At 62.6% G+C, this 21,474-nt stretch carries 20 protein-coding genes; 4 read left to right on the forward strand and 16 right to left on the reverse strand.

What is annotated here, in order from left to right; all coding sequences use genetic code 11:
• Positions 1-41: 41 nt before the first annotated feature.
• Positions 42-1,238, reverse strand: coding sequence for a methionine adenosyltransferase (metK, locus tag NLM32_RS31920; protein ID WP_254132699.1), 1,197 nt, complete (start codon positions 1,236-1,238; stop codon positions 42-44).
• A gap of 59 nt (positions 1,239-1,297) precedes the next feature.
• Complete coding sequence (locus tag NLM32_RS31925) at positions 1,298-2,653, reverse strand: hypothetical protein (RefSeq protein ID WP_254135466.1); 1,356 nt, start codon at positions 2,651-2,653, stop codon at positions 1,298-1,300.
• Between NLM32_RS31925 and NLM32_RS31930 the strand changes: the two genes are divergently transcribed.
• Together NLM32_RS31930 and NLM32_RS31935 are read left to right on the forward strand one after the other, a co-directional pair.
• Positions 2,598-3,935, forward strand: coding sequence for a retroviral-like aspartic protease family protein (locus NLM32_RS31930; RefSeq protein ID WP_254132700.1), 1,338 nt, complete (start codon positions 2,598-2,600; stop codon positions 3,933-3,935). The two genes, NLM32_RS31925 and NLM32_RS31930, sit on opposite strands and share 56 nt — an antisense overlap.
• Positions 3,936-4,034: 99 nt before the next feature.
• Positions 4,035-5,753 carry a caspase family protein gene (locus tag NLM32_RS31935; protein WP_254132701.1) on the forward strand — a complete coding sequence of 573 codons (1,719 nt, stop codon included), beginning with the start codon at positions 4,035-4,037 and terminating at the stop codon, positions 5,751-5,753.
• 239 nt (positions 5,754-5,992) lie between these two features.
• On the opposite strand, the gene NLM32_RS31940 is transcribed toward NLM32_RS31935, so the two are convergent.
• The 6 genes from NLM32_RS31940 to NLM32_RS31965 form a co-directional block, all read right to left on the reverse strand.
• Positions 5,993-7,111 carry a cobalamin-independent methionine synthase II family protein gene (locus tag NLM32_RS31940; RefSeq protein ID WP_254132702.1) on the reverse strand — a complete coding sequence of 373 codons (1,119 nt, stop codon included), beginning with the start codon at positions 7,109-7,111 and terminating at the stop codon, positions 5,993-5,995.
• Positions 7,112-7,132: 21 nt separating this feature from the next.
• Positions 7,133-7,849, reverse strand: a complete 717-nt coding sequence (locus NLM32_RS31945) for an ABC transporter ATP-binding protein (RefSeq protein ID WP_148775284.1) — start codon at positions 7,847-7,849, stop codon at positions 7,133-7,135.
• Positions 7,842-8,597, reverse strand: a complete 756-nt coding sequence (locus NLM32_RS31950; protein ID WP_254132703.1) for an ABC transporter ATP-binding protein — start codon at positions 8,595-8,597, stop codon at positions 7,842-7,844. The genes NLM32_RS31945 and NLM32_RS31950 overlap by 8 nt, the downstream gene beginning before the upstream one ends.
• The gene (locus tag NLM32_RS31955; RefSeq protein WP_254132704.1) at positions 8,594-9,622 is read right to left on the reverse strand and encodes a branched-chain amino acid ABC transporter permease; all 1,029 of its coding nucleotides are present in this window, start codon (positions 9,620-9,622) and stop codon (positions 8,594-8,596) included. Before NLM32_RS31955 ends, NLM32_RS31950 begins: the two co-directional genes overlap by 4 nt.
• 8 nt (positions 9,623-9,630) lie before the next feature.
• Positions 9,631-10,500: a branched-chain amino acid ABC transporter permease gene (locus NLM32_RS31960; protein ID WP_254132705.1), complete on the reverse strand. Its 870-nt coding sequence runs from the start codon at positions 10,498-10,500 to the stop codon at positions 9,631-9,633.
• Between the two features lie 72 nt (positions 10,501-10,572).
• A complete protein-coding gene (locus NLM32_RS31965; RefSeq protein WP_254132706.1) occupies positions 10,573-11,763 on the reverse strand; it encodes an ABC transporter substrate-binding protein in 1,191 nt (396 codons plus the stop codon).
• Between the two features lie 532 nt (positions 11,764-12,295).
• On the opposite strand from NLM32_RS31965, the gene NLM32_RS31970 reads away from it, so the two are divergent.
• Together NLM32_RS31970 and NLM32_RS31975 are read left to right on the forward strand one after the other, a co-directional pair.
• Positions 12,296-12,559: a hypothetical protein gene (locus tag NLM32_RS31970; RefSeq protein WP_254132707.1), complete on the forward strand. Its 264-nt coding sequence runs from the start codon at positions 12,296-12,298 to the stop codon at positions 12,557-12,559.
• 37 nt (positions 12,560-12,596) lie between these two features.
• Positions 12,597-13,466 carry an NAD(P)-dependent oxidoreductase gene (locus NLM32_RS31975; protein WP_254132708.1) on the forward strand — a complete coding sequence of 290 codons (870 nt, stop codon included), beginning with the start codon at positions 12,597-12,599 and terminating at the stop codon, positions 13,464-13,466.
• Between the two features lie 41 nt (positions 13,467-13,507).
• On the opposite strand, the gene NLM32_RS31980 is transcribed toward NLM32_RS31975, so the two are convergent.
• From NLM32_RS31980 to NLM32_RS32015, 8 genes are all read right to left on the reverse strand, one after another.
• Positions 13,508-14,068: a sugar transferase gene (locus NLM32_RS31980; RefSeq protein ID WP_254132709.1), complete on the reverse strand. Its 561-nt coding sequence runs from the start codon at positions 14,066-14,068 to the stop codon at positions 13,508-13,510.
• Entirely contained in the window at positions 14,065-14,994 is a 930-nt protein-coding gene (locus NLM32_RS31985; RefSeq protein WP_254132710.1) for an NAD-dependent epimerase/dehydratase family protein, read from the reverse strand. The genes NLM32_RS31980 and NLM32_RS31985 overlap by 4 nt, the downstream gene beginning before the upstream one ends.
• 122 nt (positions 14,995-15,116) lie before the next feature.
• Positions 15,117-16,343, reverse strand: coding sequence for a glycosyltransferase family 4 protein (locus NLM32_RS31990; RefSeq protein WP_254132711.1), 1,227 nt, complete (start codon positions 16,341-16,343; stop codon positions 15,117-15,119).
• A gap of 51 nt (positions 16,344-16,394) precedes the next feature.
• On the reverse strand, positions 16,395-17,477 hold the full coding sequence (wecB, locus tag NLM32_RS31995; protein WP_254132712.1) for a non-hydrolyzing UDP-N-acetylglucosamine 2-epimerase: 1,083 nt from the start codon (positions 17,475-17,477) through the stop codon (positions 16,395-16,397).
• A 49-nt stretch (positions 17,478-17,526) separates the two neighbouring features.
• Positions 17,527-18,795: a class I SAM-dependent methyltransferase gene (locus tag NLM32_RS32000; protein WP_256568308.1), complete on the reverse strand. Its 1,269-nt coding sequence runs from the start codon at positions 18,793-18,795 to the stop codon at positions 17,527-17,529.
• A 109-nt stretch (positions 18,796-18,904) separates the two neighbouring features.
• Complete coding sequence (locus NLM32_RS32005; RefSeq protein WP_254132714.1) at positions 18,905-19,939, reverse strand: polysaccharide biosynthesis protein; 1,035 nt, start codon at positions 19,937-19,939, stop codon at positions 18,905-18,907.
• On the reverse strand, positions 19,926-20,804 hold the full coding sequence (locus tag NLM32_RS32010; RefSeq protein ID WP_254132715.1) for an SDR family oxidoreductase: 879 nt from the start codon (positions 20,802-20,804) through the stop codon (positions 19,926-19,928). Before NLM32_RS32010 ends, NLM32_RS32005 begins: the two co-directional genes overlap by 14 nt.
• A gap of 237 nt (positions 20,805-21,041) precedes the next feature.
• Complete coding sequence (locus tag NLM32_RS32015) at positions 21,042-21,443, reverse strand: hypothetical protein (RefSeq protein WP_254132716.1); 402 nt, start codon at positions 21,441-21,443, stop codon at positions 21,042-21,044.
• Positions 21,444-21,474: the final 31 nt, after the last annotated feature.

Raw genomic sequence — 21,474 nt, forward strand, 5'->3', positions numbered from 1 at the left:
AGGATTCCGGATTCGTGCGAACCCGGAATGACGTACAAAAATTAGACCGCGCGCTTGAGCGCTTCGACGAGATCGGTCTTCTCCCAGGAGAAGCCGCCCTCGTTGTCGGGCGTGCGGCCGAAATGGCCGTAAGCCGAGGTGCGCGCGTAGATCGGACGGTTGAGATCGAGATGGCTGCGGATGCCGCGCGGGGTGAGGTCCATCGCCTTGGCGGCGGCCTTCTCGAGCTGGTCCTCCGACACCTTACCGGTGCCGTGGGTGTCGATGTAGATCGACAGCGGACGCGCGACGCCGATGGCGTAGGCGAGCTGCAGCGTGCAGCGATCGGCAAGACCGGCGGCGACGATGTTCTTGGCGACGTAGCGGGCAGCGTAAGCCGCGGAGCGGTCGACCTTGGTCGGATCCTTGCCGGAGAACGCGCCGCCGCCATGCGGAGCCGCACCGCCGTAGGTGTCGACGATGATCTTGCGGCCGGTCAGGCCCGAGTCACCATCGGGACCGCCGATGAAGAACTTGCCGGTGGGGTTGATGTGCCAGATGGTCTTCGGCGTGATCCAGTCCTTCGGCAGCGCCTCGCGCACATAGGGCTCGACGATGTCGCGGATCTGCTTCGACGAGATGTCCTCGACCAGATGCTGGTGCGACACCACGATCTCGCGCACGCCGACCGGCTTGCCGTTCTCGTACTGCACGGTGACCTGGCTCTTGGAGTCCGGACCCAGCACCTTCTCCTTGCCGGAGTGGCGCGCTTCGGAGATGAGGCGCAGGATCTTGTGGGCGTAGAAGATCGGCGCCGGCATCAGGTCGGGCGTCTCGTTGGTGGCGTAACCGAACATGATGCCCTGGTCGCCCGCGCCCTCTTCCTTGACTTCGCCCGGCTGCAGCGCGTCGACGCCCTGAGCGATGTCGGCCGACTGCGGATGCAGCAGGATTTCGATGTCGGCCTTCTGCCAGTGGAAGCCGTCCTGCTCGTAACCGATGTCCTTGATGGCATCGCGCACGACGCCCTCGATCTGCTCGTTGGTGACGGACGACGGACCGCGCGTCTCACCGGCGATCACCACCTTGTTGGTGGTGGCCAGCGTCTCGCAGGCGGCGCGGATCTGCCAGGGATCGATGCCGGCCTTCGGCCCTTCCCGGTAGAACAGGTCGACGATTTCATCGGAAATCCGGTCACAGACCTTGTCCGGATGGCCTTCGGACACGGACTCGCTGGTGAAAAGATAGGACGCGCGCATCAGTAACCCCTTGTTCCGCCGCTTCAGGCGGAGTTTGCGATGTTTACCCTTGGATTATGTCAATCACGCCGGCGCGAGATGACGTAGGATTCGTCGAGAAACCAGAGCCCGTTGTACTTTCGCAGCACATCCCTGGCGGCATCCAGAGTGCGGCCGTTTTGAGTCATATCTGTCAACCGGTCGTCCTCAATCTGAGCGACATACACCGCCGCATTCCACGCTGCAAAGGCCGTCGAGGTTCCGATGGTACCCGTCACCTCGTTGGGCAGCGCTTCCATATCATACCTGAAGATCGAACGGTTATCCGCGTAAGCATTAAAATTTAAGTCGCGGCCCAACGACCCAAGCTCATACTTCACGGCGCGCAATAGCTCATGGCGGCTCACCGAGAAAGGATTTTCTCCGGGCCAGATCGCCTGGATCATTTCCATGCCGGGATCGTGACCATGGGAGTGAATACCGATCAGCCGGCCGCCCGGCCGCAGCGCCCGCGCCAGCGGTGCAATGATCCGTTTAGCCCGGAAATTGACCGAGGACAGCGCCCGGTATGGCTGGGATGCAATGACGAGGTCGAAATTGGCCTCGGTCTGGCCCGGCCGCGGAATGGTCGAATCCAGCAGGAATCGGTGGTCCTCGCGATAGAGCACCAGCACCACCGGCCGCTCATACAGCGGCATGGCGGTGCGCGGGCTGATCGCGGCACGCCAGTTCTGCTCCAGGAACGGTCGCAGCTCGGCGATCTGCTGCTCGAATTCGCCCGATGAGCCCCCCCGCAGCGGGACCTCGTGCCAGACGGTGGCAGCGGCGGCCGCAGGCGACGCGGGCGTCAGCCAGGGCGCCTCCGAATAGAACATGTTGGTGAAGACGAAAACCGACGCCGGATGCTCGAAAATGCGGTCCGGCACCTTCTCCAGCGTCAGGCGCAGATCCTCGAGACTGAGCTCCTTGCCGGCCACATAGAACGGCATGTGCGGGTAGCGCTGGTGCGTCGCGCGCAGCACCCGTGCCAGCACCGTGCCGTCGCCGACACCGGCATCGAAAATGCGCAACGCCGGGGGGCGCGGATGGATGCTGGCGAGTTCCAGCGCGACGCGCTCCGCAACCACCCGCTTCTCGCTGCAGGTGTGGACAAACAGCAGATATTTCTGCCGGTTCTCGAAGAAGCGGAAATTGCCGCGCGGATCGCGCTTTTCCGGGGGCACCTGAAGACCCCGCGGCGGCGGCAGGCCACCCGTCGTGGACGCGGCGATATAGGCCTGGATCCGCTCCAGCGTGTCGATGGTGATGCGCTTGCCCTCGCGCAGCCGGTGCACGAGCTTCCCATCATTCACCGCCCGCCGGCCAAACGTCGATTCCGCCATGTCCGCCTTGCGGCAGAACTCGGTGATTTGGCTCAGGATTTCGTCGTTTTTCATGAGTGGGACGGCGGTGGGCAGGAATGTTGGGCACGGCTCTCCTAGCAAATTCTGCCCACTGAGGGAATACCCCCTGAAATTGCTCAACGGCCGATCGATCGGCCGTACGACGCTCCGGGACACCCCCATCGTGCGTTTGGCCGCCCCCACACTTCCCGGTATACGTAGCGAACGGGGATGTTCGGGGCAGGATATGTTGAGGTCATTGTGGCTCGCCGCTTGTGTTCTGGCGGCAGTATCGGGCGGCGCACGCGCAGGTTATCTGGACGAAAATCCCGACGAAGTGTTCGCATCCGTCTATGAAAGGATCGGCGTCCTGCCCGTTGCGGCCGCGCGCGACCCATTCATCTGGCTGCGCCTGGAAGAGCTGAAGCGCGAGCCGTGCGACCAGAAGAGCATCGGCGATCTCGCACTGACGCTGGACAAGCTCGGCTACCGTCGGCAGGCCGCTGATGGGCTCTACAAGTTCGTCATGAATTGCGGCGCGCCGATCACGGCACTGCATCGCTCGATCAACATCTATCTCAAGCTCACGGATTATCCCCGAGCGGTCGAGGTCGCCGATGAGTTCATCCGGCGTGCACCGACCAATCACGACGCGCATTACTTGCGGGGCGTCGCGCTTGACGGCGTGCAAGACTACCGCCGCGCGCTGGCCGATTATTCCGATGCCATCGAGCTCTATGGCACGGACAAGAAATCGATCTCGAGCCGCGTCTTCCTGCGCATGGCTGGCGCCTATGCCGCTCTCAAACAGTTCTGCGAGGCAACAGCGCCGATCAGTCTATGGGTCGCGCTCGATCCGGCCGCTCGCGATACCAGCCAGACGCGGAAAATCATCGCGGACTACGAGAGCCAGGGCAACTGCGTCGCCTCGACCGAATCCCGCAAGGAAAGCTTCCCTCTGCGCGGGGGAAGGGACGTCGTCACGGTGAAGGCTGCGATCAACGGCGTCTCCGGATTGTTCGTCCTCGATACCGGCGCGAGCTACGTGTCCGTGAAGGCCGCGTTTGCCGACCGCGCCAAGATCTCCGACACAGGCGCCAGTGAGATCACGCTCATAACGGCCAACGGCCAGATCAAGGCGAAGCTCTCCAGGGCCGACAAGGTTGCGCTCGGCAAGCTGGAAGCAACCAACGTGCCCGTGGCGGTTCAGACGACGGATGACAAAAGCTTCGGCGCCGGAGTGGATGGTCTGCTCGGCATGAGCTTCCTGTCGCGATTCGAAGTGCAAATGGCCGGCGGCTTCATCGAGGTCCGCACCCGCCAACCGAAGAAGTAGGCCAGCCCTCGCAACCCACGGAATCTGAACCGGCGCTCCCTCAGGGACGACAAAAGGGGCATGTTCCCCTTCCGTCGTATCGCCCGCATCCGAAGCCCCATGCGCCGCCTGCTTTTGGCATTCGGCCTGCTCACCGCCGCGTTGTGGTCGGCGCCCTGCTCCGCGCAGTCGCGCAGCCAGCTCGGGCCGCTCTGCACCACCGAGACCACCCCGGCGGACCAGATGGTCGACGCCTGCAGCAAGATCATCGCACTGAAGGTTTTCAAGGGCGAGCAGCTCGCGACCGTCTATTTCTGGCGCGCTGTGGGCTGGAACAAGAAGGGCGACTACGCCCGGGTCATTGCCGATACCACCGAAGCGATCCGGCTGCAGCCGAGCCAGGCGGTCTACAACATGCGGGGCTCGGCCTATTACGACAAGGGCGACTACGACATCGCGATCGCGGATTTCGACGATGCGCTGAAGCTCGGACCGCCGAGCGGCATCATCTTCCACAACCGCGGCAATGCCTGGCGCGGCAAGGGCGACTACGCCAAGGCGATCGCCGATTACGACATGTCGATCAAGGCCGATCCGAAATCGGCATTCTCGTTCCAGAACCGCGGCATCGCGAAGGAGGCGCTCGGCGACCTCGACGGCGCGCTCGCCGACATCAACCAGGCGATCCGGCTCGATCCGACGCTGCCGCAGCCGCTGATCAACCGCACCGCAATCTGGCGCGCGAGGAACGATCTCGATCGCGCGATCGCCGACGGCAGCGAGGCGATCCGGCTCGCCAAGGACAAGCCGCCGGTCAACATCATGACGCCGCCGAACAGCGTGCTGATCTCCGCCTACACCCATCGCGCGCTGGCCTATGAGGCCAAGGGCGACTACGCGCGTGCGAAGGATGACTACAACGCCTCGCTCGCGATCGTGGCCTCGGACGCCGGCAGCAAGGCCAATCAGGCCACCGCAAAAGTGAGGCTGTCGCTGGTGACGGACGCGACTGCCCCGATCCCGCGCGATGCGCCCGCCTCGCCGGGACAACAGCAGACCACGCCCACGCAGCAGCAGGCTAACGCCGCGCCTGCGCCCTCGCCTGCCCCCGCGACACCCGGCAGGCGCATGGCGCTCGTGATCGGCAACGGCGCCTATGCCCATGTGAAGGCACTGCCCAACCCGCCCAACGACGCGCGCGCCGTCGCCAAGAGCCTGCGTGAGATCGGCTTCATCGTATCGGAGGGCGTCGATCTCGACCGCGCCGCGATGCAGAAGATGACGCGCGCGTTCTTGCGTGATGCGGCGCGGGCGCAGGTCGCACTCGTCTACTATGCCGGTCACGGCGTGCAGGTCGACGGCCGCAACTATCTCATTCCCATCGACGTCGAGCTCAAACCCGGCGCGAGCATGACCGAAGCGATGATCGACATGGACACCATCATGGCCGGCCTCGATGACCAGGTTCGTACCAACATCCTGATCTTCGATGCCTGCCGCAACAATCCGATGGCGCAACAGGTTGCAAGCACCGGCGGCAGTCGCGGCATCGAGGGCGCGCCAGGCCTCGCGGCACCGTCGAGCCTCGGGTCCGGCGCAACGCTGGGGGCCGGCACACTGATCGCATTCGCGACAGCGCCGGGCCAGGTGGCGCTCGACGGCGAAGGCGCGAACTCCCCCTTCTCCGCAGCACTCTCCCGCCACATCGGCACGCCCGGCCTGGAAGTGCAGCAGATGCTGACACGGGTGCGGGCCGAGGTGGTCTCGGGCACGAAAAACAAGCAGGTGCCGTGGTCGAATTCCTCGCTGCTGGGCGAGGTGTATCTGGCGGAGAAGTGAGGGTGACCTCGTTGCTGTGAGGCGATGGCCGCGCATCAAATTCAGTGTCGTCCCGGCGAAGGCCGGGACCCATAACCACCGAAAGTAGTTTTGCGAGGGCTCGTAGTTGCCGGCTTCGCGCCGCAACTTCTCCCTGGGGGTATGGGTCCCGGCCCCCCGTGCGCAATTGCGCACTAGGCCGGGACGACACCGAGGGATTGGCGAGGCCTTACAGCCTCACGTGACGGACAGCGCGAAGCTCAGTTGCCCCACACTTCCTTCGCGATCTCGACCGCCAGGCCGAGCTTGGCCCACTGCTCCTCCTCGGAGAGGATGTTGCCCTCCTCCGTCGAGGCAAAGCCGCACTGGGGCGACAGCGCGAGCTGCTCAAGCGGAGCAAACTTGGCGGCTTCTTCGAGACGACGCTTGATGTCGTCCTTCTTCTCGAGCTCGCCAAACTTCGAGGTGATGACGCCGACCACGACGACCTTGTTGCCCTTGGGCAGGAAGCGCAACGGCTCGAAGCCGCCGGCGCGGTCGCTGTCGTATTCGAGGAAGTAGCCATCGTAATTGGTACCGGCGAGCATGGTCTCGGCCACCGGCTCGTAGCCGCCGGACGAAATCCAGGTCGAGCGGAAATTGCCGCGGCAGACATGCGTGGTCACCACCATGTCGGCGGGCTTCTCGGCCAGCGCGTAGTTGATGATGCGCGCGTAGATCTGCTGGAGACCTTCCGGATTGTCGCCGCGCTCGCGCGCCTTCTTCAGCTCATCCTGCGAGCAGAGATAGGCCCAGACGGTGTCGTCGAACTGCAGGTAACGGCAGCCGGCGTCGTAGAACGCCTTGACGGCCTTGCGGTAGGTCTTGCCGAGATCCTCGTAGAAGGCATCCAGATCGGGATAGACGTCCTTGGAGATCGCCTTGCGGCCGCCACGGAAGTGCAGCACGGCTGGCGAGGGGATCGTCATCTTGGCGGTGACGTGGGCCTGGTCGGCGACCTTCTTCAGGAAGCGGAAGTGGTCCAGCATCGGATGGTCATCGGGGAAATCGAGCTTGTCGATGACCCGGACCGCGTCATGCCGCGTCTCGACGCCTGCGAACTGGATGCCCGTGTCCGGGTGAAACATTTCGCAGCCGGTGAGCTTGGCCAGGAAATCGAAGTGCCACCAGGAGCGGCGGAATTCGCCGTCGGTCGCGAGCTTGAGGCCGACCGAGGCCTGCTTGTGCACGACCTTCTCGATCTCCATGTCCTCGATCTTGCGCAGATCGTCGGCCGAGATCTCGCCCTTCTCGAGCTTCGCGCGGGCTTCCTTGATCTTGGCGGGGCGCAGGAGGCTGCCGACCTCGTCGGCGCGGAAGGGGGCTTTGGTTCGCTGCATTCTTAAACTCCCAAGAATTTTTTAGTGGGCCGCCGCCCCTGCGACGCCGAGGTGGCGCTCCAGGACCGAAGGGTCGGCCTTCAGCGCGGCGCTCGGGGCGTCGTGGACGATCGTTCCGCGCTCCAATATCACAACACGGTCGGCGAGCCCCAGAATCTTTTGCGCGTTCTGCTCGACGATGATCGAGCAGATGCCGCCCGCCCGGGTGATGGTCCCGATCGCCTTCAGCAGTTCCTCGACAATGATGGGGGCCAGGCCCTCGGTCGGCTCGTCCAGCAGCAAGACCTTCGGGTTGAGGGTTAACGCGCGGCCGATCGCCAGCATCTGCTGCTCGCCGCCGGAGAGCTGGTTGCCGAAATTGCTCCGCCGCTCTTTCAGCCGCGGAAACATCTCGTAGACCTTCTCGACGGTCCAGGGACCGGGCTGGGCCACCGCGGTCATGTTCTCCTCAACCGTCAGCGAGCGGAAGATGTTGCGCTCCTGCGGCACCCAGCCGATGCCGGCACGCGCGCGCTGGTCCGGCCGCATGGTCGTGACGTCGGTGCCGCCAAGGGTGACGTTGCCGGAGAAACGGCGGGTCACGCCGACGATGGAATTGATCAACGTGGTCTTGCCGGTGCCGTTACGCCCGAGCAGCGCCAACACCTGCCCCTCGGCAAGGCGCAGCGACATGTTGGGCAGCACCACCGCCTCGCCATAGCCGGCGCGAAGTGAATCGATCGCGAGCAGGTCAGACATTGACCGCCTCCTCGCCGAGATAGACCGCCTTCACCTGCGGATCGCGCGCGACCTGGTCGGGCGGGCCTTCAGTCAGCAGCGCACCGGAGACCAGCACAGAGATACGGTCGGCAAAGGAGAACACGAGGTCCATGTCGTGCTCGATCAAGAGCACGGTCACGTCGCGCGGCAGGCTGCCTACGACGGCAAGGATGTCGTGCCGCTCGCTTTCGGGCACGCCCGCGGCGGGCTCGTCGAGCAGCAGCACCCGCGGCTTGGCGGCGATCGCGACTGCGATCTCGAGCAGGCGCTGCTTGCCGTAGGGCAGCGTCACGGTCTCTTCGTTCATGACGTCGAGCAGATGGAAGCGCGTCAGGAGATCGGCAATCTCGTCATTGACGTCGCTCCGCGTGCCCATCCGCCGCCACCAGTCGCCGCCATGGCCGAGGCGTTCGGAGACGGCAAGGCCGATGGTCTCGAGCGGGGTGAGATCAGGATAGAGCTGATTGATCTGGAAGGTGCGCGACAGGCCCCGCAGCACGCGCTTGTGCACGGGCAGATCGGTGATGTCCTGGCCTTCGAGCAGGATGCGCCCGGAGTTCGGCTTGAGCACGCCGGTGAGCTGATTGATCACCGTGGTCTTGCCGGCACCGTTCGGACCGATCAGCGCATGGCGGGCGCCCTGCTCGATCTTCAGCGACAGGTCGCGGGTGACGCGGAGGCCGCCGAAGGTCTTTTCGAGATTCTGGGTTTCGAGCGCGATGGTCATGAATCGCTCTCCGGCACGGCGACGACGGCTTTTCGTCCGGCGACCTGCTTGATGATCAGATTCGGCACATAAAGCACCCAGCGATGCAGACGCTGGCGGCCGACCAGCACGATCACGACCAGCACGAGGCCGATCCAGAACTGCCAGTATTGCGGGGTTATGGTGGAGAACACTTCCTGGAGCATGCGAAAGATCACCGCGCCGATCAGCCCGCCATAGAGATAGCCGGTGCCGCCGATGACGAGCACCAGCATCAGATCGGCCGAGCGGTCGAAGGCAAACACATCGAGCGAAGCGATCGCCGTGGTCTGGGTGAACAGCGCGCCTGCGATACCCGCATAGAACGCCGCGAGTGTGTAGATCGCGATCAGGCGGCGGTTGACGGGAATGCCGATGGCAGCGGCGCGGAGCGGGTTGTTCTTGATCGCACGCAACGACAGGCCGAACGGCGAATGCACGATGCGACGGGCGAGCAGGAACAGCACGAACAGCACGGCCAGCGAATAGAAGAAGCCGGCCTTGCCGAACATGTCGAACGGGATCTCGCCGAGGATCGGCTGCATCTCGATGCCCTGCAGGCCGTCGGTGCCGCCGGTGACGTTGGAGAAACGCTCGGCGAGCGCCTCCAGCAGCAGCGCGATGCCGAGCGTGACCATCAATCGGGTCAGGTCGACGCCGCGGATCACCAGGAAGCTGGTGGCGAAGCCAAGCACCATCGCGGCGAGACCCGCCGCGATCAGTGCCAGCACCGGCTCATTGATGATGCCGTGCAGCGCCAGCAATCCCGCGGCGTAGGCGCCGACGCCGAAAAAGGCGGCGTGGCCGAGCGAGACGATGCCGGCATAGCCAAGGATCAGATCGAGCGACATCGCGAACAGCGCCAGCCGCAGGATGTCGGTCATGATCAGATAGCGCGTGGGAAACAGGAAGCCGCACGCGAGCACGACGAGCCAGAAGGCAGCCTCGCCATAGTGCCAGCGCGCCTGCCGTTGGGCGTGATAACCGACGTCGGAAGAAGCGTTCATCGGCAAACTCAACGCGCGGCCGTGCGGCCGAACAGGCCGTTCGGGCGCCAGATCAGGATCACGATCATCATGGTGTAGATCACGAAGGGCCCCATCTTCGGCACGTAATATTTGCCGGCGACGTCGCCGATGCCGAGCAGCAGCGAGGCCAAAAACGGTCCGGTGATCGAGGACGAGCCGCCGACGGTGACCACGATCAAGAAGTAGATCATGAATTTCAGCGGGAAATACGGATCGAGGCCGAGGATCTCGGCGCTCAGGGCGCCACCGAGGCCTGCAAGGCCGCATCCGAAGGCGAAGGTGAAGGCGAACACCTGCGGCACGTTGATACCGAGGCCGCTCGCGGCGCGGGGATCATCGACGGCGGCGCGCAGGCGGCTGCCGAAACGGGTCTTGGCCAGCACCATCTGGAGACCAATGGTCAGCAGGCCGCAGATCACGATGATCATCAGCCGGTAGCGGCCGATGCCGACGCCGAACAGGTCGAACTGGCCCTGCAGCGCGGCCGGCAGGTTGATGAAGACCCGCGACGAACCCTGGATGTAGTCGACGGCCGCGACCGACATGAACGTCAACCCGATCGTGAACAGCACCTGGTCGAGATGACTGCGCACATAGAGGTGGCGATAGAGCGTACGCTCGAGCGCAATTCCGATCGCGGCCGCGGAGACAAAGGCGAGCGGCAGCGCGGCGAAGAACGGCCACCCCATCCGGTTGACCAGCACCATGCAGACATAGCCGCCGGCCATGGCGAAGGCGCCATGGGCGAGATTGACGAAGTTCATCAGGCCGAGCGTAACCGCGAGCCCGCAGGCCAGCACGAACAGCAGCATGCCGTAGGCAACGCCATCGAACAGGTTGGTGAGGATTGAGGTCATCGTCTCAGCTTGAAGTTAGTCGTCGTGGCCGGAGCGCGCTGAGCGCGCCCCGGGATGACGCGCTTTCGCGCGTCACTTCTTGGTCTTGCCGAGATCCTTCACGGCCTCGAAGGTCGCGAACTCGACGTTGTAGAGCTCGCCATCGACCTTCTCGACCTTGCGGATATAGACGTTCTGGATGATGTCGCGCGTCTCCGGATCGATCGAGATCGGACCGCGCGGGCTCTCCCACTTCTGACCCTTCATGGCTTCGATCAGCTTGGTGCCGTCGGTGTCGCCATTGGTCTTCTTCAGCGCCTCGTAGATCAGGTGGATGCCGTCATAGCCGCTCACCGCCATGAAGCCGGGACGCGTGCCGAACGCCTTCTTGTAGGCGGCGACGAAGTCCTTGTTCATCGGCGAGGGATGCGCCGCCGAGTAGATGTGCGCGGTCACGGTGCCGAGAACGGCGTCGCCCATGTTGTTGAGCAGGTCGTCGTCGGTGACGTCGCCCGGCCCGATCACCTTGATGCCGGCCTTGTCGAGGCCGCGCTCGGCATATTGCTTCATGAAGTTGCCGCCCTGGCCCGCCGGCACGAACACGAAGATCGCGTCGGGCTTGGCATCCTTCATGCGCTGCAGGAACGGGGCGAAGTCGGGATTGGCGAGCGGCGTCTTGACCTCCTCGACCACCTCGCCGCCACCGGCGGTGAAGTGCTCCTTGAAGAAGTTGAGCGCGTCATTGCCCGGCGCGTAGTCCGAGGTCAGCGTCGCCACCTTCTTGATGCCGTTCTTCACGGCCCAGTCGCCGATGATGGTCGAGGACTGCGCGAGCGTGAAGCTGGTGCGCACGATATAGGGCGAGCGCTCGGTGATGATCGAGGTGCCGGCCGCCATCACGACTTCCGGGATCTTGGCCTGCGTCGCCAGCGGCGCAGCCGCGAGCGCCGCCGGGGTCACGCCGAAGCCGCCGATGAAATTGACCTTGTCGTTGACGATCAGCTCCTGCGCGGCGGTCTTGGTCTTATCCGGGATCGCAGCATCGTCCTTGACGATGATCTCGATCTTCTTGCCGGCGACGGTGTCGCCCTTCTGCTGCATGTAGAGCTTGATCGCGTTCTCGATCTGCTTGCCGGTCGAGGCCTGCCCGCCGGTCATCGGCAGGATCAGGCCGACCTTGACGGTGTCTTCCGCCTTGGCCGGCGCGACAGCCGCAAGGCCCGCGATGGCGGCAACCGCGGCCGCCCAAGAGACCGTTTGCGTAAATAGTTTGCGTTCGAACATCAGATGTCCCTCCCCTTCATTCCTGACCTCTTGTGCGCCGGACCGAGTGCCCGGTCCTTGCCTCACCTTAACCCACGCACGAGCGAACTCGCGCGTCACAAGGCGTCTTTCGCGCCCTCAATGTCAATCGGACGTTTGGCGACCATTCGGCGCAAGCCGCGCGTCCCGATGACCAAGCGTGGAGTGCGAAGTCGCGGTTACGCCGGGGTAACCCGAGCACCTCGATCCTGGTCGCGTCCATTTGTACGATTGTACAAATAAAATGGACCTGTCAACGAAAAAGCCCGGCCGCCGACCAAGCCAGATTGTCGCGAGCTGATGGTCGCAGTCTAGAAAGGCGACCTGCCGGGTGGATGGAGGATTTCGCCTTTCATTTGCAGAATTTGAACATTGGCGAGCGAGGCGCCCATCCATTTCGGTATTTTGATACCCACCTCGAATAAGCCAATTTTACCTTGTTGAAGGCTACCGTTCCTGACCCGCTGGTTATCCGGCGTTTGACCATCCCCATCCCGATTCCGGCGCCCGCACGATGTCCATGCGTTTCCAGTCTCTCCTGCTTCTCGTCGCGCTTGCCACGGGCCTGTCCGGCTGCGGCACCGTCAACGAGAAGCTGTCGGCCGGTATGGGCGACTACGTCCCGCAATGGGCCGGCGGCCTGCCTGCGGACGCCCCGCCGCGACCAGGAACGCCGCAATACGATGCATGGATGAAGGAACGGGAGCAGAAGCGCCTCCTGCCCGCAGCACCACGCGACGCTAAACCTGGGCAGAGCAGGCTTGACCCCGAGCAATAGCGTTGCTTGTAAACGCCGGTCGAGGGCGGGGTAGAGCATGCTGGACGGCAGCGCAGGCAAACGCACGGAATGTCTTGTGATCGGCGGCAGCGGACTGGTCGGCGGCTACCTCGTTGACCATCTCGCTCGGCGGCATGGACGCGTGTTTGCTGTCTCCCGTTCGCCCCGCAGCAAGACCGCCAGCGTGGAATGGATTCAGGCCGACCTGACGCGACCTGACACGCTGAAATTCCCGGATGTCACGACGCTCTACTGTACCAGCGACGCAATTCTGCTCGCCGAGGCATTGCCCCTGATCCTCTCGTCCACCGTCAAACGTGTCGTGGCACTGAGCTCGACCAGCGTGCTCACAAAGCAGGACACTGAAGTTGCGGACGAGCGCGAGACCATCCGAAACCTGACCGCTGCCGAACAGACGATCGTTAGGATCTGCGAGCAGCGCCAGGTCGGTTGGACGATCCTGCGACCGACCCTGATTTACGCAGAAGGACGGGACACCAACATCACGCCGCTGTCACGGCTCATTCGTCGCGTCGGCTTCATGCCCGTCGTCGGCGGCGCGCAAGGCCTGCGGCAGCCGGTGCATGCCGAGGATCTCGCGATCGGTGCGATCGCAGCAGCCGAAAGTCCGGCAGCGTCCAACAAATTCTATTCGCTGCCCGGAGCGGAAACGCTGTCCTATCGCGAAATGATCGGCCGGGTGTTTGACGGCATGGGGCGGCCGCGGCGGCTGGTACCCCTCTCCCCGTGGCTGTGGCGCGTCATCTTTGCGATGGCGAAGCCGCTGTTTCCTACGGCGAACGTTGCGATGGGCTTGCGCATGATGAAGGACATGACGTTCGACGCTACGCCGGCGATCGAGGATTTCGGCTGGAATCCACGGCTGTTCCGTCCGGTCTTCGACTAAGCCGCATCATCGCGACGCCGAGCATGAGCCCGGCATTTCGATCAAGTCTTGACGATTTGGTCGACGCCGACGCCCTGTCCGCGCAACGTTGCCCAGATCAGGCCGAGATCGCCAACGAAGCTCTGGGACTTGACATATAGGGCATCGAGTTCGGCGAGCCGGTCGGGGTTCGACATGTCGACGCCCCTCACTTGGGCCAGCCCGGTAATGCCGGGACGTACATCGAACACGCCGAGCTTGCGCCGCGCCTCGACAAGCTCGACTTGCGACGGCAGGCACGGCCGCGGACCGACCAGGCTCATGTCGCCGGCCAATACGTTGAACACCTGCGGCAGTTCATCGATCTTGAATCGCCGCATGTGATAGCCCAGTCGTGTGACCTTCGCCGCCGAGACCTGATGGGTCGGAAGATCACCCGTGTCTGCGGCCATCGTTCGAAATTTGTAACAGGTAAATCGCCGTCCGTTCCTCCCGACGCGCACCTGTCGAAAAATCGCGCCGCCCCGGCTATCGAGCCGGATGGCGCCAGCGACAATCAGGAAGATCGGCCAGAGCACGAGCAGAAGCACCGCGCAGACCGCCACATCGAGCAGCCGCTTCATAGGCGGGACGCCTGCGGAAGCGACTTGGCCACCTGCACCATCGCGCGCAGTCCATCTTTCGTTTGCACGCGAGGACACCACCCGACACTCTGAAGATCGGCCGAACTCGCGACGAGGTCGCGTCCGATGCGATCCCAGAGCCAGCGACGGCCAGCGGCAAAAACCAGCGCCCGCACCGCAGCCGGCGGGATCGGAACGAGATTGCGCGGCCGCCCCGACGCCTCGCGCAACGTCCCGATCATTTCCGCAAGCGTGATCGGCTCGGGGTCACAAACGATGAAAGTCCGGTTGATCGTGTTCGGATTGCCGAGACAGAACGTCACCGCCTGAACGAGATTGTCGATCGAGAGCAGCGATCGCCGATTCGTGAAGGCGCCAAACGGGAGCGGCACAGGGAGCGAGGCAATCCGCATCATCATGGCCATGTTGGCCTTGGCCCCCGGGCCATAGACGATGACCGGCCGCAGAATGGTGAAAGGTACGCCGGAGTGACGAACTTCCTCCTCCGCCGCGAGCTTGGCGCGGTCATAGGCCGTGATGGGCCACGGTTCGTCCTTCTCGGTGACAACATGGTCGGCGGCGGAGCCTGCCTGCGCACCAATCGACGACATGAAGATAAGGCGCTTGATCCCGCGTTGCGCACAGGCCCGCACCAGGTGCCCTGTCGCCACACGATTGGCCCGGGTGTACTGGCCGCTGTCAATGTGAGTGCGATGGGCAATGGCCGCAAGGTGAATGACAACGTCGATGCCATCAAGCAGCGGTGTCCAATCCACCTCGCGCTCAAGATCGGGCAGCGCCGCCCATTCGCTTTTAGCCGCATTGGCTGGCACCGTCGGCTTGCGGGATGCCGCGCGAACGAAGTGGCCGTCGTTTGCCAGCGCGTCGGTTAGGGCCGACCCTATGAAGCCGGAGGCACCGGTCACCAATATTCGCAACGACATCCGCTCACGCGCCCCAGTGGCCGAAAGGACAGAAAACCCTGCTTGATTAGAATGTTCCACTACCTGCACGCGAGCCGCCCCGGAAGCTGATTTCCGGCACTCCATCACCCCACCGTTGCCGGCGCAATCGTGGACGCCACGATTTGCTGCACTGCAACAGACGACGAGAACATAGAGCGTCCCAATTCCCGACCGCGCTCTGACATGGAACGTCGCAATCCATCGTCATCCATAAGTTGTTCTGCGATCTCCTTTAACTCGGTGACGGAGTTCCCGACATAAGCCTTCCCGACCTGCTCGGCTTCGATCAACTTCATCAGGTCGGTGTCCGGATTCACGCGCGCGAGAACTGGCACCCCATATTGCACGTAGGAAACGAACTTACCCGGAATATTGTGCGTTTTGTGGTCGGGATGCAGCGCGACCATGCCGACATGGCACTGCGCAAGAAGACCCGGAATCTCACTGGAATCGATCTCGCCGAAGAACAACGCATTGCTGAGATGGCGTGATGCCTTCTCGGCCTCGAGCCGGGCGAATTCGGTCCCGCGCCCGACAAACAGGAACCCGATATCCGTGCGGTCGCGCAGGCTGTGAATCAGGTCGATGAAGATATCCATGCCCTGGGCGACGCCCATATTGCCGATGTAGACGAAGATCTTGCGGCCGGCGAGCGGCGTATTCCGCACCACGATGCTGCTGCCGACATCGGGCGTGACCGCGAGCCAGTTGCGTAGCACCTCGATGCGGCGTGGGGGGCGCTCCCACTTCCTGAGGTAGTGGAGATTGGACTCGGTCTGGACGCCGATCACCTCGGCGACGCTATACTGGAATGCGGCGATGGCCTTGAAGACGAGGTAAACCGGGCCCCGCCGAACCAGGCCGAGGTCGACCGCCCATTCCGGAAAAATGTCGCGCAGGATGAGATAGGTCCTCCCCTTGTGTTTGCCCTTCGACGTACGCCGCAATTTCGCGATCAGCGGGCCGAAGAAGATTGGTGGCGAATACCACACCAGAAGGTCCCAGTTCGCCGAGGCAAACGGGCTGCGCCGGATGTTGAAATACATGGCGAATGGCAGCCACATCTCGGCGATGGCACGCCGGACGAAGGACGGCGAACGCGTCGGCGGCGCAGCCACGCGCAACACCTCGACCCCGTCGAGCTGCTCCACCACCCACGGCCTATCCGACATAGGCGACGGAACGATGACAACCGGCCGATGCCCCTGCGCGGCAAATTCCCGTGAGAGATCCCGCAGCTGCACTGCGGCGGACGTCCGCAGCGGCGGATAGTCCGTCGAGATCAATGCAATCAGCAGGCTACGGTTCATGTCAATGCTTCAACAAGATCAGCGGCGGCTCACCGCCGCGCGCCGCAAAGCTCAGAAGAAGTTCGTGATCTTGGTGCGGATCGCGTTCACCACCACGGACGAGGGTGAATAGTCCTCCTCGAACTCGTAGCGCGCGCTCCAGGGCAGGCCGACGGCCAGCGTCACCGCCTCGACGATGTTCTCGGCCTCCATGCCTGAAACGATCGTGGCACCGCTTTCGAGCGTCTCCATACGTTCCGTCGCCATGCGCAGGCTGACATTGGGCACCTTGTAGAACAGCCCCTCCTCTGCCGCGGTGCCGGAGTCGGAAAGCACGACGTAAGACTGCTTGAGCAACTTGTTGAAATCGTAGAAGCCGAGCGGCGCCATGATCCGGATGTTCGGCGGCACGTCGATGCTCTTCAGCTTGCTGGTCGTACGCGGATGCATCGGGAAGATGATCTCGCGCTTGAGCCGCTGGTTCAGGATGCCAAGCGCCTTGAAGATATTCGCGAGATTCTGCGGATCGTCGACATTCTCGCTGCGATGCGCCGTCACCAGGATGTAGTTCTTCGGCTCGAGCCCCAGGCGCTTGAGGATGTCGCTGTTCTCGATCTCCGGCATGAAGGCGCGCATCGCCTCGAACGTCGTGTTGCCGGTCACGATGATCTTCGAGGGGTGGATGCCCTCACGCAGCAGGTTCTCGCGATGATAGTGGTTATAGGGCAGCAGGATATTGCTGATATGATCGATGAGGATGCGGTTGCGCTGTTCGGGCATGCGACGGTCCCACGCGCGCAGACCGGCCTCCATGTGGAAGATCTTGATGCCGCGGTGCGACGCAGGCAGCACGCTCAATCCGCTATAGGTGTCACCCAGAATCAGCAGGGCGTCGGGCTTCACCTTCTCCATCAATGCGTCGGACTTCTTGATCACATCCGCGACTTCGGGACCGTAACCCGAGGTGTCGATGTCCAGCTCGTAGTCCGGCTTCCTGAGCTTGAGATCCTTGAAGAAGAACTCGCGTAGCTCCGGCGTGAAATTCTGACCGGTGTGGACCATCACATGATCGAAATTGTAGTCGTCGAGCTTCTTCAGCGTCGACCACATCTTGATCATTTCCGGCCGCGTACCGAAAATCGACATCACCTTCATTTGTGTGTTCCGTATGGCTTTCGTTGAACCGGTGCTTGAGAGCGAGACCTTAGGCGTCGGACGGCGGAAAGATCGAGACCTCTGGCAGCGGCAGGATCATCCGGCCGCCTTTCTCCAGATAGGCCGCGTTTCTTTTCCTGATCTCGTCGAAGAAACTCCAGGCGAAGACTAGGAGATAATCCGGCGGATTGTCGCTGCCGAGAATTGTGCTCGGATGAATCTGGAAGTGCGATTTCGGCGTATAGAACCCGGCCTTCGCTGGCGCATCGTCGATCATGTAGTCGAGATGATCGTGGCTGATGCCGCACCACTGGATCATGGTGTTGGCGCGACCTGACGCGCCGTAGCCGGCGATACGCTTGCCCTCGGCCCGCAGACGGTTCAACAGCCCGATCAGCTCATCGCGGTGAGCGGCGACCGTGGCGGAGAACGCCTGGAAGGTCTCAAAGCGATCGAACCCACGCGCGCGCTCTTCCGCCTCGAGCACCCTGACCGCGGGCGAAACGGACGCGCTGTGCTTGCTGCCCTTCTTGCAGGTGTAGAAGCGGATCGAGCCGGCGTGGATCGGGATCGGCTTGATATCGAACACCATCATGTCGTAGCGCGCGAGATGGTTCATCACCGACAGCAGCGAGTAGTAATAGAGGTGCTCGTGATAGACCATGTCGTATTGCAGTTCGTCGATCACCTTTCCGAGGTAGTGCACCTCGAAGGCGAACACGCCGTCCGGACCGAGCGCCGCAGCAACCGCGCGCGTCGTGCCCTGGATATCGGGAATGTGCGCATAAACGTTGTTGGCCATAATCAGATCGACGCCGCCGTGCTCGGCGACGACGTTGCGCGCCACACTCTCGGTGAAGTAGTCGTTGACCACCTTGATGCGCGGATCGTCGATGGTTGCGACAACGTTGGAAGCCGGATCGACGCCGATCACGGTCCGAATGCCCTGGTCCGCGAGCGGACGCAGCAGCACGCCGTCATTACAGCCGAATTCGAGAACCGTCGCCTTGGCGGGATCGAGAAAGCGCCTGGTGACCTCGTCCGCATAGGCGCCGAAATGGTCGCGAAGGGTTCCGATCGATGACGAAAAATAGAAATAGTCCTTGAACATGACGTCAGCCGGAACCTTGTCCGTAACCTGCACGGCGTAGCAGTCCTTGCAGAAGTGCAGGCGCATGGGAAAGGTTGGCTCGGTCGCGAACTGTTCAGGCTTGAGAAATCCGCCCGCGAGTCCGACCCTGCCGAAATCCATCACCAGTCCGAGCCGCCTGCTGTCGCAAAACGCGCAGCAAGGCTGGGCGGAATCACCCGGTTCCATCGCGAAAAGTCCCCTTTTCCCTGCCGTCGACAGTGACCTTGCCACAACCGTCGGTAACGGAAGTGCGAGGTAGCACAATCATTTCATCAGGTCGATAACCCGGGAAAAACTAGATTTCTGCAATTTCGCCGTCCGCGCCCCGCAGATGCCGCTGGATGAAATCCAGCTTGAGGAGGAGCGCCTTGACGCCGGCAACGGTCAAACGTTCGGTATTATGTGACGTATAGTCGTCGAGGGTTGAAATCTCCCGCTGTCCGTCTGTGAAGTACATCGCGTAATTGAGATCGCGATTATCGGCCGGGATCCGATAGTAGCGGTCCATGTCCTGGACGCGGGCCATTTCCTCGCGTGAAACGAGCGATTCGTACAGTTTTTCGCCGTGACGCGTGCCGACGATCTGGACCGGATTGTCGGCCTTGAAGAGCTCTTTGAGCGCCTGAACGAGGTCGGCGATCGTGGCTGCGGGCGCCTTCTGCACGAAGATGTCGCCCTGCTGGCCGTGCTCATAGGCGTGCAGCACAAGCTCGACTGAATCGTCGAGCGACATCAGGAAGCGCGTCATGTTCGGATCGGTTATGGTCAACGGCTTGCCCGCCTTGATCTGCTGGACGAACAGCGGGATCACCGAACCGCGCGACACCATGACGTTGCCATAACGGGTTGCGCACAACAGGGTCTCGGACGGTGACTGCTGGCGTGCCTTCGCCACCATCACCTTCTCCATCAGTGCCTTGGTCTGCCCCATGGCGTTGATCGGATAGACCGCCTTGTCGGTCGAGAGCACGACCACCTTCTCGACGTTGTTGGCGATCGCCGCACTCATGACGTTCTCGGTGCCGAGAACGTTGGTGCGGACCGCCTCCAGCGGATAGAATTCGCAGGACGGCACTTGCTTCAGCGCGGCGGCGTGAAACACGTAGTGTGCGCCCTTCAGCGCCTGATGAATCGAATCGTAGGCGCGCACGTCGCCGATATAGAATTTCAGGCGGCTGTTATTGAACGCCGTGCGCATCTCCTCCTGCTTCTTCTCGTCGCGGCTGAAGATGCGTATCTCGGCAACGTCTGTCGACAGGAAGCCCCTGAGGATGTGCTGGCCGAACGACCCCGTTCCGCCCGTGATGACGACAACCTTATCCTTGAACATCGGGTCCCACCGAACTGAATTTGTCGCGGTACATTGCATCAACCAGCGCCGGCCAGTCCGGCGGCTTGTACCCGGTCGCCTGCTCGAAACGATCCGCAACCAGCGAACGATCCGGCGCCTGCCGGTCGTCCGCAACCAATTTGATCCTTTTGCCGTAATGCTCGGCAACCAGCAATAGCAGATCGAACTTCGAGATCGGCCGGGTCGCAACATGATAAATGCCGCAAAGATCCGGCCGCGGGATCACGACATCCCGGATCATATCCGCCAGCACGATCGTCGGGAAGCCGGAGAAGATCGCCCGCGTGAAGGCACGGCATTCATCCTGCTGCGACAGGAACCATTCCAGCAATCCGCTGCCGCCTTGCAGCTCGTGGCCGATGATGGAGGTCCGCAGGGTGACGGCGTGCGGCGCGTCGACTTCGCCGAGGAACTTCGACGTGCCGTAAACATCATCGGCATCTGGCAGATCGTCTTCGGTATAAGCGCCCTTGTTGCCTGAAAATACGCCATCTGAACTGATCTGGATGAACCGCGCGCCGGTACGATGGCACAGCTGCGAGAGGCGCTGCGGCAGCACCGCATAAATCGCGACCGAACGCATGGGATCGGCGGGTGCGGGCCGGCCGACAGCGACGCAGTTGACGACAACATCCGGGCGAAGGGTGTCGAACAAATCCGCCTGTCGTTTTGTATCCTCGATATTGTCGACAGCAGTGAGGCGTTCGACCAACGCCGGATCAAACAGCCGTCGGGCCGCCTCCTGCCGAATGGTCCCTGCGACCCGCGCATCCTGCATTTTCGATAGGCTGCGGAACACGGCATTGCCGAGTAGACCAGTGGCTCCGAGCACCAATACGTTCACGTCATCAACTACCTTCGGGGCGACCCAGGGGCGCCGCACTACGAATTGCGCACAGGCTCTCCCAGCCCGCAGAACACCTATTAAGCGTAGATTGACAGGCGACACAAACGAAAAAATACATTCAAAAACAAGGAAATAGATCGATGAGACGTTCGGTTCGAGCTTGCCTGCTCTTGGGTTGAATCGGCGTCGCCCCGCCAAAAACGCGGCCGACGGCCGCGCTCACAAAGGTCGAAATCATTTCCTAGGTATGACTGCCCAATACTTCCGGCCATTCGAATTGGCGCTGGTCCCATCGCTGGCTGAGAACACGATCGCATCGTTCAGGTGAGAAAACCGGCCCTGGCCGAGCTCTGCGATCTCACCATGTGGAGCATGCCCTGGACCCAACGGAAGGTTATTCTCGTAGACCACCACAGGCGAGCGAGCCAAATCCGACGGAGTGTCGGCGACCGCGCTCAATTCAGGCAAGGTGAGTGCAGCACCGAACGTTCCAATCCTCGAAAATGGGTGATGAAGAAGCAACGCTTGGCCCGGCGGCGCCGCAGGCGGTACAAATGAATATTTCAGGATGAGAGCGATTGCAAAATAGAGCCCGCATCCGGTCAGCGGCAGCAGCGGTTTCGTACGTCGCTCCATGGTGGCGCCTCTCCGACATCAACGAAAACGG

It is taken from the genome of Bradyrhizobium sp. CCGUVB14 (assembly GCF_024199935.1).
In the GTDB taxonomy this organism is placed as follows: Bacteria; Pseudomonadota; Alphaproteobacteria; order Rhizobiales; family Xanthobacteraceae; genus Bradyrhizobium.

Bases quoted from the DNA above. Each gene is read 5' to 3' on its own strand.
- metK (WP_254132699.1), bottom strand. From the start codon at position 1,238: ATGCGCGCGTCCTATCTTTTCACCAGCGAGTCCGTGTCCGAAGGCCAT.
- NLM32_RS31930 (WP_254132700.1), top strand. From the start codon at position 2,598: ATGTCCGCCTTGCGGCAGAACTCGGTGATTTGGCTCAGGATTTCGTCG.
- NLM32_RS31925 (WP_254135466.1), bottom strand. From the start codon at position 2,653: ATGAAAAACGACGAAATCCTGAGCCAAATCACCGAGTTCTGCCGCAAG.
- NLM32_RS31935 (WP_254132701.1), top strand. From the start codon at position 4,035: ATGCGCCGCCTGCTTTTGGCATTCGGCCTGCTCACCGCCGCGTTGTGG.
- NLM32_RS31940 (WP_254132702.1), bottom strand. From the start codon at position 7,111: ATGCAGCGAACCAAAGCCCCCTTCCGCGCCGACGAGGTCGGCAGCCTC.
- NLM32_RS31945 (WP_148775284.1), bottom strand. From the start codon at position 7,849: ATGTCTGACCTGCTCGCGATCGATTCACTTCGCGCCGGCTATGGCGAG.
- NLM32_RS31950 (WP_254132703.1), bottom strand. From the start codon at position 8,597: ATGACCATCGCGCTCGAAACCCAGAATCTCGAAAAGACCTTCGGCGGC.
- NLM32_RS31955 (WP_254132704.1), bottom strand. From the start codon at position 9,622: ATGAACGCTTCTTCCGACGTCGGTTATCACGCCCAACGGCAGGCGCGC.
- NLM32_RS31960 (WP_254132705.1), bottom strand. From the start codon at position 10,500: ATGACCTCAATCCTCACCAACCTGTTCGATGGCGTTGCCTACGGCATG.
- NLM32_RS31965 (WP_254132706.1), bottom strand. From the start codon at position 11,763: ATGTTCGAACGCAAACTATTTACGCAAACGGTCTCTTGGGCGGCCGCG.
- NLM32_RS31970 (WP_254132707.1), top strand. From the start codon at position 12,296: ATGTCCATGCGTTTCCAGTCTCTCCTGCTTCTCGTCGCGCTTGCCACG.
- NLM32_RS31975 (WP_254132708.1), top strand. From the start codon at position 12,597: ATGCTGGACGGCAGCGCAGGCAAACGCACGGAATGTCTTGTGATCGGC.
- NLM32_RS31980 (WP_254132709.1), bottom strand. From the start codon at position 14,068: ATGAAGCGGCTGCTCGATGTGGCGGTCTGCGCGGTGCTTCTGCTCGTG.
- NLM32_RS31990 (WP_254132711.1), bottom strand. From the start codon at position 16,343: ATGAACCGTAGCCTGCTGATTGCATTGATCTCGACGGACTATCCGCCG.
- wecB (WP_254132712.1), bottom strand. From the start codon at position 17,477: ATGAAGGTGATGTCGATTTTCGGTACGCGGCCGGAAATGATCAAGATG.
- NLM32_RS32000 (WP_256568308.1), bottom strand. From the start codon at position 18,795: ATGGAACCGGGTGATTCCGCCCAGCCTTGCTGCGCGTTTTGCGACAGC.
- NLM32_RS32005 (WP_254132714.1), bottom strand. From the start codon at position 19,939: ATGTTCAAGGATAAGGTTGTCGTCATCACGGGCGGAACGGGGTCGTTC.
- NLM32_RS32015 (WP_254132716.1), bottom strand. From the start codon at position 21,443: ATGGAGCGACGTACGAAACCGCTGCTGCCGCTGACCGGATGCGGGCTC.